This is a genomic window from Acinetobacter higginsii, assembly GCF_000369845.1.
Classification (GTDB): domain Bacteria; phylum Pseudomonadota; class Gammaproteobacteria; order Pseudomonadales; family Moraxellaceae; genus Acinetobacter; species Acinetobacter higginsii.
Genome location: NZ_KB850212.1, coordinates 221,580 through 236,880 on the forward strand (window position 1 = coordinate 221,580; position 15,301 = coordinate 236,880).

The following is a 15,301-nucleotide window of genomic DNA, read 5'->3' on the forward strand; positions in this document are numbered from 1 at the left end:
AATCGATTTTACCCTTGATTGTTGTGGCTGCTTTTTGCATTGTATAGGTGCAAGAATATAAAAAATAAGCTGAAAATCAGGATCGCGAATGTTCAATAGAGTTCAAGAGAAAAAGAATACATATCAGACACATAGAGTTGATGTGTTGCAAGAACGCTTACGACATGCCAGTTCTTATGCCGAATGGAAAGAAATTGCACTTAAACTGGATGAAGAATCAGGTCATGAAGCATGGAAATATGACAATGAATCGCCTTATTATGATGCGGAAATTTTATCTAAACGCTATAACTTATTAAAAAAATATCGTATGCAGCATCGGACTTTAGATCTGATCTATGTGTTAAGAGAAGGCCTGTCTTATGACTTTGCCAACATTGGGCATCCGATGTTGTTTGCACAGACCTATATTGGTACTAAAAAAATCATTGAAAACTATGTTGAGGAAATGAGTGATTGCCTACGTTACTTGGCTTCGAGTGAATGTATTACCTTTCAACTAAAAGAAAAAATTCAGTTTTTTGAAGAATGTCAAAAGGCCTATGGTCAACCCGCTGTGATGTTTTCTGGAGGTGCGACGCTAGGTTTATTTCATACAGGGGTGTGTAAGGCATTAATAGAACAAGATCTGATGCCTCAAGTTTTATCGGGTTCAAGTGCAGGGGCAATCATGACAGGCATGTTAGGTGTTTCTACGCCAGATCAAGTTCATGAATTGCTGCAAGGGGAACATTTTTTTAGTGATGCCTTTAAATTTAGGAAAGTAACGGAATTATTGCGGGCGAATGGTGGTATTGCCGATGTGATGTATTTGAAAAAATTTCTGATGCAGAACTTGGGCGATGTCACGTTTGCCGAGGCCTATAAACAATCTAAACGTCATATTAATATCGTGATTGCACCCTATAACACAGCCCAAAATCCACGTATTATGAATGCACTGACCGCACCGAATGTATTGGTGTGGAGTGCAGTATTGGCTTCTTGTGCGGTGCCTGTGTTATTTCCACCTGTGCATCTGACCAGTAAGCGATATGATGGGCAACATACGCCATATCTCGCCAATACCAAGTGGGTGGATGGCAGTATGCGCAGTGATTTTCCGCAGGAAAAGATGGCTCGTTTATATAATATTAATTACACCATTGCCAGTCAGGTCAATCCGCATATTGTGCCGTTTATGCAAAGTGACACCGAACGTTTTCGTAGAGATGTACTCAGTTGGCCTGAACGGATTGTGCGCCGTCAAGGCAAAGCTATTGCAATGGAAGTCATGGATTTAACACGCAGTCATATGGGCAGTTTCTTCCCGATTCGTCGTGTATTGGATCATGGCTATGGCATTTTGGGGCAACGTTATTATGGTGACGTCAATATTATTGCCAAATATGGACTCCGACATTATAGCTATATGCTGAAAAATCCACGCCCAAAACTGTTTAAAATCTTGCAGCAAGAAGGTGAGCGTGCCACATGGCCGAAAATTGCTTCTATTGAAATACATGCACGAATTGGAAAAACCATTGAGCATTGTCTAATATCGTTGCGGAAGCAGGAAGAAAAGCAGCAGAATGAGTTTTACTACGTGGATCTCTAATCCGAAGATTCAACTTAACGATCTTAACTTAGTGACCAAAGCGCAAAGTTATGCCTTTGGGCGGCGTGTCTACACCTTTCAAGTTGATCAGCAGCGCTACTGGCTGAAATTCCATAACACCAACGATCAGCCTGTTTTGGCACAGGCTTTCCAACGAGAGTTAGCTTTTTATCAGCACTGTCAGCAGCATGAACAAGCGTTTTTATTACCATTCCAAATGATTCCATTACGTCATCTTATCAATGGATTAGATGAGGATGGCATAGGGATGATCACGGTTGATTCGCATGATTTTTTTGCTGAAGCTCCTATTTTTGAAAATATTGAGCAGATCAAACAAAAGATATTTTTGGCCTTAGATGCGCTGGATGCATTGCACCAATTCGGGTGGGTGCATGGTGATTTGAAAGCAGAACATTTTCGTTTCTATGAAAACTCATGTCGGCTGATTGATTTTGAGCAATCTTTTCGGATAGGGCATCCGATTCATACTTTAGATGCAACACCACATTATATGGCACCAGAGCTTTTTCAGGGGGCAGGGAAAAGCATTCAAAGTGATTTGTATGCCTTGGGGATTATTGTGTATGAATGGCTCACTCAATCTCGATTAAAAGTGAGTACTTATCACGATTGGGCAGTATTACATTGCCAGCAACTACACATTCAACTTCCATCTACATTGCAATGCTTTTTTCCTTTACTTAATGGCCTCACGCAAAAGCATATTAAACAACGCTTTAATTCAGTTTTAGTGGCAAAAGATTTCTTAAAACAACTTAATATGTTGTAAAAGTAAACATAAATGTGTGATTTGAATATTATCTGTTCATTTGAATGGTTTTTTTAATAGAAAGACTTGTCAGAGAGTATGTTTCTCACTAATATGCATACCCATCGGGGGCGTGGCGAAATTGGTAGACGCACTGGATTTAGGTTCCAGCGCCGCAAGGTGTAAGAGTTCGAGTCTCTTCGCCCCCACCATATTTAAGAAGGTAAGCATTTCTTACTTTCTTATGATTGAGTCAAATATGATTTAATCGTGCAGTTTAGAGGATTGGTGTAATGGTAGCATGACGGTCTCCAAAACCGTTCGTCAAGGTTCGAGTCCTTGATCCTCTGCCAAATAAATAAAAAAGCCCTTGTGAAAACAAGGGCTTTTTTATGGTCTATTTCTTTTGGTATGCCAATTTTAAACTTAGAAGCGTACTGTGATTATCGCTAAAGCTTCCAACTAAATCACCATTCTGACGTTTTGCTTGAGCGTCGCCTAGCCATAAGTATCTTCCGCCCAGTGAAACTGCCCAGTTCGGTAGAAAATTATATTGGAAGCCGAGCCCGCCTCCCCAGTAACCATTGACTGGCCCAAGCGCATTAGCAGGATCACCAAGACCTGAATCCCAAATGATAGACGTTGAGACTGAAAATTTATCAGTAAGTTTCTGCGCGATTCCAATTTGTGCTGACCATTGATCTTCTTCATAACTGAGCAGAGAAAGTCCTGTTTTATCTGGACTGGCTGGAGCAGTTCGCTCTGCCAATTTGGCGGGTTTAAACTCAAAGTCTTTCCATGGTACCCAACGAATATTGGCGCTGAGTAAGGTTTGTTTACTTAAGCCTGTTTGAAAATCAAAATTTACTGATTCGGGTGAAGTAAATGTAACAGGCAGCGTGTAAAGATCATTACTTAATACTGAAAACTGCTCTGTGGTGCGTGTCTGATGTTTTATTTCGGAGCGATAAGTCAGTGCTGCTTTTAGCCCAATTTCGGGTTTTTTCAGGCTGAATCCTGTTACCCAACCCATTGCATAATCAGAGTGCAGTTCGGCATTGTAATTGGCGCTACCTTTATAAATTTGTCCACGCAGTTTGATGTTACCTTCAATTTCTTCTAAGGCAGGACCTGCGTAAACACTTAAATTTCTATTGATATTCAAACCGATAAGCCCTGTCAAATTATGGCTGTCTAGTTTGGCTTGAGTACCTTCAGCGGGTTTATTTTCAAATTGAGAAACAAAGTCGCTGTGCCCACGATGTTGAAGGTTAATATTGAAAGGTTGATCATAAATGAGTCCTAGACTTATTTTTTCATTTAAATCTGTTTTTATGCTGCCACGTAAAGCACTATTATTGGCACTAATATTAGGAATTTCATTGGGATTGCCTTGGCTACTCAGTCCTTTATCCTGCCCACTCACATCTGGCATAGAATAATTATAAGAGAGGGATGCATAGGTTCCATTTTGAAAAAAATCAGTAATGGATTGTCCAGAGCGATCAAGGCCTGCACTGTACCCAGTACTGATGATAAATGGTGTTGTGACTAAAGCTGATAAGGTGTGATGTTTGATGCGTGAATACATTGGAGCCTCCAAATTCCTTTTGGGGCATACAACACACAAGTTTTTATTATGTTCTTGGGTGTTGTATGGATTGGTTTTATTGATTATTTAAAGCAGGGATTAAAAATTTCGACTTGATTTGGCATTAGGTAGTTGGTTTTTGGCAGGTATTCTCCCATCACCGAAGCTAAATCTTTTTGCTGTTCGACATTGGCAATGGTGTGTTTAAAACTGCTTGATGCAAGCATGTGTCTGATCTGGACAATAGTCATATCTGGGTCAGCAGCACCGTCTCCATCTTCTGCCATAGGTAACCAACCGATACCACATTCTGGTTTGGCATTACGCGGACGGTCAGCGACTCGACTTACGACAACAGTGTAATAACCATTTTGATCAACCGGAATTTCTTCATCAAATAAGCAATCATTGACGCGTGTATTGGCAAAACCTTGGTTTGAACAGATTGACCAATAACGCAAATCGCCCTGCGTCAAAAGCCCTTTATTGTTGAAGGTCTTAGAAACAGTAGGTGCTTTTCCACGCAGGACAAAGACCTTGCCATATTTTCTATTCACAACTGTTCTAATGTATTGATTATCTAAATTTGGATAAAAGCCACCTTCAGAGCGTCTTGCTTGTTCATTGATCTTGCCCGTAAAGATCCCTAAAAGGCTTTCTCGATCAAGTTGAATAAACCATTGTGCTGGATTCTGTGCTGGCCATGTATCTGGCTTTCCTGCCTGATGGATCAACTGGCGATATTCATTGGAAGGAATACTGACTGCAGCAGAAGTCAGTTGTAATGGCTGATTGGCTTTGAGTTGTGCGCAGGCTTGATCACCCTCTAATACACGACCATCTGCAAGCGTTAATTGAGGTGTTGGTAAACTTACACCTCCTGTGACGCTTTGTCCGTGATCAGGTAAGTAGATTCGATATAAAACGGTTTGTTGTTGTTTTCCATAGGCTGGAGCATATAGCTGGTTAACACTCTGGGCTTGACCGAGCTGTCCAACCTTGCGCTGTGCTGTCACAGGGGTGGTAGATACGTTTAAGCTGTACTCACGTTGTGATGGACTCCGTTGTTGCCCATAAACGAAGGGATTGCCAGAGTTATTATTTGGCTTGATTAAATAGTCTGCAACGGACTCAACTGGTTTCCCAGCTTCGTCATAACTAATAAAAGACATATAACGTGAACGTGGAAATTCACCTTTAAGTTTAAGACTTGCTCCTTGAGGGATGGTGAAAGTACCTGCCCAATAATAAACATTGGCGTCTGGGTAGGCGATATTGATATATGGATCAGCACTGACAGGACCACGAGCCCAAAAACAGGAGCGTGGTCCTGGAATAGCCTCAAGTGTTTGAGGAGCTGCTTGGGCTATGGTTTCTTGTGCTTGTGTTGCAAACGGGGTGGAAATCACGACGCTGCTGATCAGTAGCGGAATTAAAGTGTGTTTCATTTTATATCCTTGCTCATATGACTTTAATTTCTGAATCGAAACAGAACGGATTAAAGGTGCTTAATCTAGAAGCAGCATAGGAAGTTTGACTTATATTGTGTAATGGATTTTTTGTATGGAAGTTATAGCTTTTAGATATACCTAATAGCATCTAAAATAATAAAATTAAGGTATATTTTTAGGCAAAGGCGAATGGAAATGTTTTTTTAGTATGTTTATGAATCACAATAAAATATTCAGGGATGAGAAATGATTAAGCCAAGACATCTACAGCAAATTATGGTGTTAACTGAAATTGGAACGATCAATCAAGCGGCTGAAGCACTTTGTATGACCCAGCCATCGTTAACTAACAGTATTAAAAAATTAGAACATGACTTGGGTGTGACCTTGTTTGAGCGAACCAGTAAAGGCGTTAAACCGACTTTATATACCGAACATATTCTAAAACAAGCCCCTCAAATTTTGCAGCAGTTAGATACCTTACATAAGGAGATTAAACTCCTTTCAAGTGGTCAAGTTGGTGAAATACACATAGGAACAGGGCCTGTCATTATGCATGCATTGATGAAAGATGTGATTCCTTTATTTTCAAAGCAATATCCTGAAATTGAAGTACATCTATATGTTGATCATCCTAAAACTATTATTGAGAAAATAGAAAATGGCATTCTAGATCTAGGGATATTAAGTACAGAGTATGTTGATCTTACTGATGAGTTTATCTCGATTCCATTGCTGCAAGATCCAACCGTTTTTGTAGTGCGAACTGGACATCCTTTGTTGGAAATAGAAGATCTTAAGTTTGAACATTTAATTGATTACCCATTTGCTTTACCAAGAGTTGCTAAGCAAAAAAAGCAATGGCTAAAAGCCCAAACACATGCAGGACGATCAGCTCATATTAGTTTAACTGTGAACGACTATGACTTATTGCTTCATTATGTCATGCATAGTGATGCGATTACGGCTGGGCCAAGCCATTTATTTCAGTCATTACAAGGGGAGCGGGATGTCACGGTCTTAAATTATCAAAATCCTACTTTTTCATGGCATGCATGTGCTGTTTATAAATCGATTAGCATTCATTCGATCGGCATGAAACTATTTTTAGATATGATTCGAGAATGGTTTGAACTGAAGAATACTTGATTTTACTTTAGACCCATTCCTAATTTTTTCATATTGTCACTGTCAATCAATAAAATGCTAAAAAACAGCTCATTTTTTGCTTAATTTTCAATTTTTTGTGCCAATTAGTTTTTGAATAATAGAGTAATCAGCTTAGCTGTTAATCAATTTAGATTATTCAAGTTAGATTTCAGCTTGATGAAATAAGTCACAAAAAAGGCTTAGATAAATAAAGCCAGCTCGATCATCAATGAGCTGATGCTAGGGAAAAATTTAAGAATTAAGGAATAACACATGTCGGGATTGTGCATGGTTCAGCATAGAAAAAATGAATTGGATGTCTTACTCAAGAGTACAATCAGCGCCTGTGTCTCGTTTGTTCTGATTGAAAATAAGGGGGAATAGACATGATGATGATTCGTTATATCAAACAAAAAGATATTCATGATCTTTACCACTTGGCACAAAAAGCAGGCTTTGGTTTGACCTCTTTACAACCAGATATGGAAATACTGGCCGCACGAATTGATCGGGCGATTAAAACGGTTGAAGGCAAACTGGATAAGTCGGAGCAGGGCTATTTATTTGTGCTGGAAGATACCTCACTGCATAAAGTAGTTGGTGTATGCGGAATCGAGGTTGCCTTAGGTCTAAAAGAACCTTGGTACAATTTTCACATCGGCACACAAGTTCATTCTTCCGAACCCTTGAATGTTTATAAATCATTGCCGACCTTATATCTGAGTAATAACCACACTAACTGTAGTGAGCTATGTACCTTATTTTTAGATCCCGATTATCGTTTAAATAAGAATGGCAAGTTTTTGTCTAAGGTTCGGTTTTTGTTTTTATCAGCGTTTAGACAGTATTTTGAAGAAACCATTGTGGCTGAAATGCGGGGTTTTTCTGATGAAAATGGCCATTCACCATTTTGGGATGCGGTCGGTCATAAATTCTTTGATATGGAATTTACCAAAGCAGATTATCTAAGTGGTACAGGCAAAAAAGCCTTTATAGCGGAACTCATGCCACGGCATCCACTCTATGTCGATATGCTGCCTGATGAAGCGAAGGCGGTGATTGGAGCAGTTCATCCTAATACAGAACCCGCGTATAACCTTTTGATTGAAGAAGGGTTACGTTATAAGGGCTATGTCGATATCTTTGATGCGGGTGCAACCTTGCAGGCAGATATCGAGAATCTAAGAGCCATCAAAGACAGCCATGTGTTAACTGTCCATATTGAACAATCTGATCTCATTATGCTCGGTGATGAACCTTATATTGTAGCCAATGATGATTATGAAAATTATCGCGCCATTTTGACCTATAGCAAGCCAGACTCAAACCAAGTGACGTTGAGTGTAGAACAAGCCCATCAGTTACATGTGAAAGAGGGTGCATCGGTACGTTTGCTCAATATCAATATTGCAAATCAGAACAAGCGTTGATGGGCTATGTATAAGTAGAAAATTCACAGATTTAGATGTTAATTCACAACACTTTTACTGTATTTTTTAGCCATATTTTTATTTATATCGATGCATAATTTTTACTATCCTCGATATTCATATCTTTCTCAGATGGAGTGAAATTAGGATAATAGAGCATATTTCATGTTAATTGGGTAATAATTGAGCGAAAATGAAAAGCATCATCTTCAACTCGTTTGGGGATGAGATATGATGCTTGCGGCTAAAATATCTTTGATCAATAACAACAGGTTTTAGTGTGTAGAACAGGGATCTAATACGAACCATTTACAAGTGAGGTGTGTTGATTAAGCTATTAATTTCAAAATAATTTTAGAAAAATGGAACTTTTAAATTAAAGCATTTTAAAAATATTTTATTTTTATTAAGCATTTATAACGGTTGCTGCAAACTGGAGTAAGGATGACATGAGTCAGAATAAAGGAACGCAACTTCTGGATGAAGATTTGCAGGAAAGTTCGCAAGACGAAGAAAAATTACAACGCTCGCTGACCAATCGTCATATTCAAATGATCGCAATTGGCGGTGCAATTGGTACAGGTCTATTTATGGGCTCTGGAAAGACCTTAAGTATTTCAGGTACTTCAATTGTTTTAACTTATTTAATTATTGGTTTTTTCTTTTTCTTTGTTATGCGGGCAATGGGTGAACTATTGCTGGCAAATACCAACTTTAAGACCTTTGCCGATTTTGCGACAGCCTATATCGGTCCTTGGGCGGGTTTTTTCCTCGGTTGGTCTTATTGGTGTAACTGGATTATTACTGCAATAGCCGATGTCATCGTGATTGGGGGATATATGCAGTTTTGGTATCCTGACGTACCTGTTTGGATACCTGCATTTACCTCGTTGGCTATTCTGACCATATTGAACTTTGTTGCTGTTCGAATGTTTGGTGAGTTGGAGTTTTGGTTTTCGTTGATTAAGATCTCCGCCATTATTTTGTTTATCCTTGCGGGTATTTATTTAATCAGTACTGGCTTTACTTCACCCAATGGTGTTAAGGCATCTATGAGCCATGTGTTTGAAACTCAGTCGATGTTTCCTTATGGCATCACCGGCTTTTTAGCAGGTTTCCAAATTGCAATTTTTGCCTTTGTTGGAATTGAATTGGTCGGAACTACCGCCGCTGAAACTAAAGATCCGCATAAATCTCTGCCTAAAGCGATTAACTCAATCCCATTACGTATTTTATTGTTCTATGTTGGCGCATTGATATGCATTATCGCGGTCACATCTTGGGCAAAAATTTCACCTGAAAAAAGTCCATTTGTTGAAATGTTCACGTTGATTGGTTTGCCGATTGCTGCTGGACTGGTTAATTTTGTCGTTGCAACTTCTGCCTTATCTTCTGCAAATAGCGGCATCTTTGCGACTAGTCGGATGCTCTATGGTTTGGCGTTGGATAATGATGCACCAAAGAGTTTTAGTAAATTATCGAAGAAAAAAGTACCTATTCGAGGTCTAGTTTTTTCAATGACCTGCGTCACCATTGGAACCTCTATTTTATTTATTGTGCCGAATGTCATGACGGCGTTTACGATTATCTCAGCATTGACCTCAATTCTATGTGTATTTACCTTCATGCTGATTATTCTTTCGTATATTGGCTATCGTAAGAAATTTCCAGAGTTACATTTACAGTCGAAGTTTAAAATGCCTGGCGGTTTGGTCATGGCATGGCTGACGATGCTATTTTTGATATTTACAATTGTGATCCTTGCTTTAGACCACGATACTCTTATTGCATTGGGGCTTTCACCAGTGTGGTTTATTGGTTTATTGATCGCCTATCGCTATAAAAAGAAAAAGATGCTGCAACTTGATCTGATAAAAACCAGAACAGTGGACTATGTTTAAGCTGGGTTGATTGGTGATTATAGATTGAGATACTTGTAAAAATAAAAAAGCAGAGCCGAAGCTCTGCTTTTTCGAGTCAATCAGTTTTAGATCTTGCTGATCAAATCATTGATTTGTTTTGCTTGTTCAGCTGCATTACCAGTATAAGTTGCAGGTGTTAATTCAGCTAGACGAGCACGTTCGTCTGCAGGAACTTGTGCAAGTTCATCGCCATTGACGAAGTTCACCATCATCTCACGTGTCATTGCCTGACCACGAGTAAGAGCTTTTAATTTTTCGTATGGCTTTTCAACGTTATAACGACGCATAACAGTTTGAATTGGCTCTGCAAGAACTTCTTGGGCTTGGTTTAAATCTTCATTTAAACGAGCAGCATTCAGCTCAAGTTTACCAACACCTTTTAAGCAAGCATCAAAAGCAATTAAGCTTTGCGCAAAACCAACACCCATATTACGTAATACAGTTGAGTCAGTGAGGTCGCGCTGCCAGCGAGAAACAGGAAGCTTTTCACCTAGGTGACCTAAAACAGCATTAGCAATACCTAAGTTACCTTCTGAGTTTTCGAAGTCAATTGGGTTTACTTTGTGCGGCATAGTTGAAGAACCAACTTCACCATCTTTTAACTTTTGTTTGAAGTAACCAAGCGAGATATAACCCCATACGTCACGGTTAAAGTCGATTAAGATGGTGTTGTAACGACGTAGAGCATCAAACAATTCAGCCATATAATCATGTGGCTCAATCTGCGTGGTGTATGGGTTGAAGCTTAGGCCTAAAGATTCGACAAATGCTTGTGCATGTGCAGCCCAATCAATTTCTGGATATGCAGAAAGATGTGCATTGTAGTTACCTACAGCACCATTGATTTTGCCGAGTAACTCAACATTTTCAAACTGCTTGATTTGACGGGCCAAGCGATATGCAACGTTTGCCATCTCTTTACCCAAGGTAGTAGGGCTTGCAGTTTGACCATGTGTACGAGACAACATTGGTTGTTCAGCATGTGTTGTTGCCAAAGCTGAAATCGCATTGAGAAGTTGCTTCATGCTTGAAACTAAAACTTCACGGCCATTTTTCAGCATAAGCGCATGAGACAAGTTATTGATGTCTTCAGAAGTACAAGCAAAGTGAATAAATTCGCCTGCATTTTGTAATTCATCAATGTTGGCAATTTTTTCTTTAAGGAAATATTCAACTGCTTTTACATCGTGGTTCGTAGTGCGTTCAATTTCTTTAATGCGGTTTGCATCTTCTTCAGAGAAGTTTGAAACGATTGCATCTAAAGCAGCATTGGTTTCATTTGAAAATGGCGCAACTTCAATAATTTCTGCACGATTTGCAAGTGCTTGTAACCAACGCACTTCAACCGTGACACGAGCGTGGATTAAACCAAACTCAGACAAAAAAGGGCGTAGGGCATCGCATTTGCTAGCGTAACGTCCATCAAGTGGCGAGAGTGCGGTTAAAGCATTCATACAGATTCCTTAATTTTGGAATAAACATAAAAATAAATTCGTTGTAGCATCGGTCTATACCACCTGATACTGCAAACGAGCGAGAGCTTGAATATCTTGCAATAATTTGCGTTTACTAAAGATCATACTCCAAGAGCTTCCACCGAGCTGTTTCCATAAATGCGCAAGTTGTAAGCCTGTAAATAAGCATGCACGAATACGGTTGGTATGATTGATGTCTTTAAATGCTTCGGCATTACCACGTACTAAAATACGCGGATTAATCTGTCCTGCCGTTTCTACATAGGTTTGTGCAAGGTTGGCAATGATACTTGGGTGTAAATAGTTATTATCGAAAAAGGAGAGTTGCTTTAAGATTTTTTGTTGCGAGCTTTCTATAATTTTTACGTATTCAGGGTTACTGTAGACTTTCTTTTCCAACTGCAACAGGGCCATCGCATAGGACATGGGTAGTTTTGCTGTCGACATTTTTGGAACACGGGATTTTGGTGCGGTATTAAAAGGCTGAGTAATACAGCCTTCTAATGTTTTTAATCCGAGTGAAATGTCTGCAAGTTGATTAAAAAAATCTAAGGTCTGAGTGGCATTGTTTGCCGCAGGACGAATATTTAGACTGGCTTTAATCAATAGTTCAAAATAGAAATTACCACTATCACCAATGCTTTGCTGACCAGCCATCGCAGTCATATGTGTTAACTGAGTTGCCTGAAAGACTGCGGCCAATGCTAGAGCACGGTTCTGTCTAACATTCAACGCTTGAGTGTGCTGAAAGGGTAACTCGACCATGCTTCGCTTCCAATTTCCTTAAATAAAATCTGGTTCAGGTGCATTGGTATGATGAATAACACCACCACCTAAGCAGACCTCTCCAGAATAGAACACCACGCTTTGTCCTGGAGTCACAGCGCGTTGCGGCTCATCAAACTCAACACGGATGCCATGTTCAGTCTGTTCATCGCGATAGATGGTACACGCTTGATCTGGCTGACGATAACGGGTTTTCGCTGTGCAGCGGAATCCAGCCGATGGAATGTCCTGTTCACCTGCAACCCAATCAATTGACTCACTCCAAAGCTGCGTACTTTGCATCAGTGGGTGTTCATGTCCTTGACCAATCACCAAGCGATTATTGGCAATATCTTTATGTAATACGAACCATGCACCTTCTTGTACACCTTTCATACCACCGATACCGATACCACCGCGTTGACCCAGCGTATAGTACATCAAGCCATGATGTTCACCAACTTCTTTACCTGATTCCAAAACAATTTTTCCGGCTTGTGCAGGTAGGTATTGTTTAAGGAAGTCAGTAAAGCGACGCTCACCAATAAAACAAATACCCGTTGAGTCTTTTTTCTTGGCTGTTGCTAAATCAAGTTGTTCTGCGATGCGACGAACTTCTGGCTTTTCAATTTCACCGACAGGAAACAGGGTTTTGTTAATTTCACGGCCATGAACTGCATGTAGGAAATAGGTTTGGTCTTTATTGTTATCAACACCACGGAGTAATGGTGCATAGGTTTCGCCACGCGAGTTTTGCATGCTCGCACCACGACGTGCATAGTGACCTGTTGCAATAAAGTCTGCACCCAAAGTCATGGCATGATCGAGGAAGGCACGGAATTTAATTTCTTTATTACACAAGATATCAGGGTTTGGTGTGCGACCTGCAGCATATTCAGCCAAGAAGTGCTCAAAGACACGATCCCAATATTCCATTGCAAAGTTGGCAGTATGCAGTTTGATGCCAATTTTATCTGCAACGGCTTGAGCATCTGCCAAGTCTTCCAGTGCTGTGCAGTAATCCGTACCATCATCTTCTTCCCAGTTTTTCATGAAAAGGCCTTCAACTTGATATCCTTGTTGAAGTAATAATGCGGCAGAAACGGAGGAGTCTACACCACCAGACATACCGACGATGACACGTTGTTGCATCTAATTAAGCATCCAAATGAGAAGTTAATGAGGGAGAAAAAGGGTGCTCATAAATAAGCGATAAAGGATATTTTTTGCCAGCTAGGGCATCTTCAACGGCTTTTAAAACCAATGGGCTACGTGCACGTGCTGTTTCTTGTAACTCATCCAAGTTCATCCATACAGCACCAACAATACCTGTATCCAGTTGCGCATTTTCTTCAACTGCCGTGACATGGGCCAAGAAGCAAAAACGGTAGTAGGTACGATCAGGAAACATTGGTGGGGTATAGGTATAGATCCCAAGCAGATGATCAATTTCAACATGATGACCTGTTTCTTCTAAGGTCTCACGGATCGCTGCATGAATAATGGTTTCGTCGCATTCGACATGACCTGCCGGTTGATTAAACACAGTATGTACAAAGCCTTCGCTGTGTTCTTCAACAAACAGAAAACGTCCGTCTTTTTCGACAACAGTGGCGACTGTGACATGAGGTGTCCAAGCGGTCATAGAAAGCACCATGATTTTAAAAAACGTATTCTACAAAATTTGACTGTTTTTGGCTACATAGGAAGGTTAATTGGCTAAAGCGGAAGAAAAATATTTGTTGTGATCCGTGTGTATTTGATGTGTTGAGAATCGAAAAGGAATTGCTTCAAAAAAACAGAATGTGCTAGTGTGTTTTTTGACCGCAAGGTAAAAATAATAATTCCGTCTAAGCGATGTATTATTTGCTTAGGCCTTTCAATAATTTAGAAGTAGAACAGATGAAGAATTAGGCTCATATACAGCACACGGAGTTGAAGTATTATGCAACATATTAAAATTAAACCTGGTGTCGCTTTAGCAGAACAAGCAGAGATTGGCCATAATCGCTGGCATCCAGATATTCCATTTTTAACATCGGTGAAACCAGGGGAAGAAATTCTCATTGAAAGTCTGGATTTTCTGGACGCTCAAATTAAAGATACCGATGATGTGTCTGATGTAAAACATGTTGATCTCACTCGAGCACATCCTTTGACAGGACCTTTTTATGTCGAGGGTGCTGAGCCAGGCGATTTATTGGTGATCGATCTTTTGGATATTCAACCGATCTCAGCAGTTGGTTTTTCAGGTGTGTTTGCGAAAGAAAATGGCGGTGGCTTTTTAGCGGATTATTTCCCTGAAGCAGATAAGGCAATTTGGGATTTAAAAGGATTATTTGCAACATCACGTCATATCCCTGGTGTTCGTATTGCTGGCTTAAAACATCCTGGATTAATGGGGACGCTTCCTTCACATGAGCTTTTAAAAGAGTGGAATCGTAGAGAGGCGTTATTGGTACCTAAGGGACAGGCAAATCCACCTGATCCAAGAACTGCGGTGTTACGAGGTGTGACAGGGGCAGAGTTTGATCGGATGGCAGTTGAAGCTGCTCGTACAGTGCCGCCGCGTGAACATGGCGGTAATACCGATATTAAAGATCTAGCTGCGGGCAGTCGTATTTATTTTCCTGTGTATCAGAAAGGCGCTGGCTTCTCGATGGGTGATCTACACTTCTCACAAGGTGATGGCGAAATCGGATTCTGTGGTGCGATTGAAATGGATGGGGTAACGCGTGTTGGTTTTGACCTGATTAAAGGAGGAATGGAAAAATATAATATTGATTCACCGATCTTTGTTCCAAGCAATGTCAGACCTAATTACGATCAGTGGCTAACCTTTGAAGGTATTAGCGTGGAAAATGGGGTAAATCATTACTTGGATGCCACGGTTGCTTATCGTCAGGCCTGTTTAAAAGCGATTAAATATCTTGAGAATTTTGGATTTACGGGATCTCAAGCCTATATGTTGCTGACCGCTGCACCTGTTGAAGGGCGTATCGGTGGCATTGTGGATATTCCAAACTGTGCCTGCACAATTTCTTTACCAACTTCTATCTTTGAGAAGAATATTTTGCCGCAAGGTGCCTTAAACGAAAATAAGTTTTGGGGATATCGTTAGTCTTGGGTGAATGCAAGATTGATCGCTA

General features: G+C 40.1%; 12 protein-coding genes and 2 tRNA genes. 8 read left to right on the forward strand and 6 right to left on the reverse strand.

Annotated features, from left to right (window positions below; all coding sequences use genetic code 11):
• The first annotated feature begins 88 nt into the window (after window positions 1-88).
• The 4 genes from F885_RS14245 (at window position 89) to F885_RS14230 (ending at window position 2,722) form a co-directional block, all read left to right on the forward strand.
• Window positions 89-1,597: a DUF3336 domain-containing protein gene (locus F885_RS14245; RefSeq protein WP_005202595.1), complete on the forward strand. Its 1,509-nt coding sequence runs from the start codon at window positions 89-91 to the stop codon at window positions 1,595-1,597.
• Complete coding sequence (locus F885_RS14240; RefSeq protein WP_005202596.1) at window positions 1,572-2,390, forward strand: protein kinase domain-containing protein; 819 nt, start codon at window positions 1,572-1,574, stop codon at window positions 2,388-2,390. Before F885_RS14245 ends, F885_RS14240 begins: the two co-directional genes overlap by 26 nt.
• 106 nt (window positions 2,391-2,496) lie before the next feature.
• Window positions 2,497-2,581 (forward strand) — tRNA-Leu (locus F885_RS14235).
• Window positions 2,582-2,648: 67 nt separating this feature from the next.
• A tRNA-Trp gene (locus F885_RS14230) sits at window positions 2,649-2,722 on the forward strand.
• 44 nt (window positions 2,723-2,766) lie between these two features.
• On the opposite strand, the gene F885_RS14225 is transcribed toward F885_RS14230, so the two are convergent.
• Together F885_RS14225 and F885_RS14220 are read right to left on the reverse strand one after the other, a co-directional pair.
• Window positions 2,767-3,960: an OmpP1/FadL family transporter gene (locus F885_RS14225; RefSeq protein ID WP_005202597.1), complete on the reverse strand. Its 1,194-nt coding sequence runs from the start codon at window positions 3,958-3,960 to the stop codon at window positions 2,767-2,769.
• A gap of 83 nt (window positions 3,961-4,043) precedes the next feature.
• Entirely contained in the window at window positions 4,044-5,408 is a 1,365-nt protein-coding gene (locus F885_RS14220; protein WP_005202601.1) for a hypothetical protein, read from the reverse strand.
• Window positions 5,409-5,657: 249 nt separating this feature from the next.
• Between F885_RS14220 and F885_RS14215 the strand changes: the two genes are divergently transcribed.
• From F885_RS14215 to F885_RS14205, 3 genes are all read left to right on the forward strand, one after another.
• Window positions 5,658-6,560, forward strand: a complete 903-nt coding sequence (locus tag F885_RS14215; RefSeq protein ID WP_005202602.1) for a LysR family transcriptional regulator — start codon at window positions 5,658-5,660, stop codon at window positions 6,558-6,560.
• 386 nt (window positions 6,561-6,946) lie between these two features.
• Window positions 6,947-7,990 carry an arginine N-succinyltransferase gene (gene astA / locus F885_RS14210; protein WP_005202603.1) on the forward strand — a complete coding sequence of 348 codons (1,044 nt, stop codon included), beginning with the start codon at window positions 6,947-6,949 and terminating at the stop codon, window positions 7,988-7,990.
• Window positions 7,991-8,439: 449 nt separating this feature from the next.
• A complete protein-coding gene (locus F885_RS14205) occupies window positions 8,440-9,891 on the forward strand; it encodes an amino acid permease (RefSeq protein ID WP_005202604.1) in 1,452 nt (483 codons plus the stop codon).
• 86 nt (window positions 9,892-9,977) lie between these two features.
• Here F885_RS14205 and purB read toward each other — a convergent pair whose 3' ends face one another.
• Genes purB through F885_RS14185 form a run of 4 tightly spaced genes read right to left on the reverse strand, consistent with a single transcriptional unit; the run spans window position 9,978 to window position 13,797 of the window.
• Entirely contained in the window at window positions 9,978-11,366 is a 1,389-nt protein-coding gene (gene purB / locus F885_RS14200; RefSeq protein ID WP_005202605.1) for an adenylosuccinate lyase, read from the reverse strand.
• 54 nt (window positions 11,367-11,420) lie between these two features.
• Window positions 11,421-12,152, reverse strand: coding sequence for a high frequency lysogenization protein HflD (hflD, locus tag F885_RS14195; RefSeq protein ID WP_004652818.1), 732 nt, complete (start codon window positions 12,150-12,152; stop codon window positions 11,421-11,423).
• A gap of 18 nt (window positions 12,153-12,170) precedes the next feature.
• Window positions 12,171-13,304, reverse strand: coding sequence for a tRNA 2-thiouridine(34) synthase MnmA (gene mnmA / locus F885_RS14190; protein ID WP_005202606.1), 1,134 nt, complete (start codon window positions 13,302-13,304; stop codon window positions 12,171-12,173).
• Between the two features lie 4 nt (window positions 13,305-13,308).
• On the reverse strand, window positions 13,309-13,797 hold the full coding sequence (locus F885_RS14185; RefSeq protein WP_017402020.1) for an NUDIX hydrolase: 489 nt from the start codon (window positions 13,795-13,797) through the stop codon (window positions 13,309-13,311).
• A gap of 300 nt (window positions 13,798-14,097) precedes the next feature.
• Here F885_RS14185 and fmdA point away from each other — a divergent pair, with 300 nt between their 5' ends.
• Window positions 14,098-15,273: a formamidase gene (gene fmdA / locus F885_RS14180; protein WP_005202608.1), complete on the forward strand. Its 1,176-nt coding sequence runs from the start codon at window positions 14,098-14,100 to the stop codon at window positions 15,271-15,273.
• Window positions 15,274-15,301: the final 28 nt, after the last annotated feature.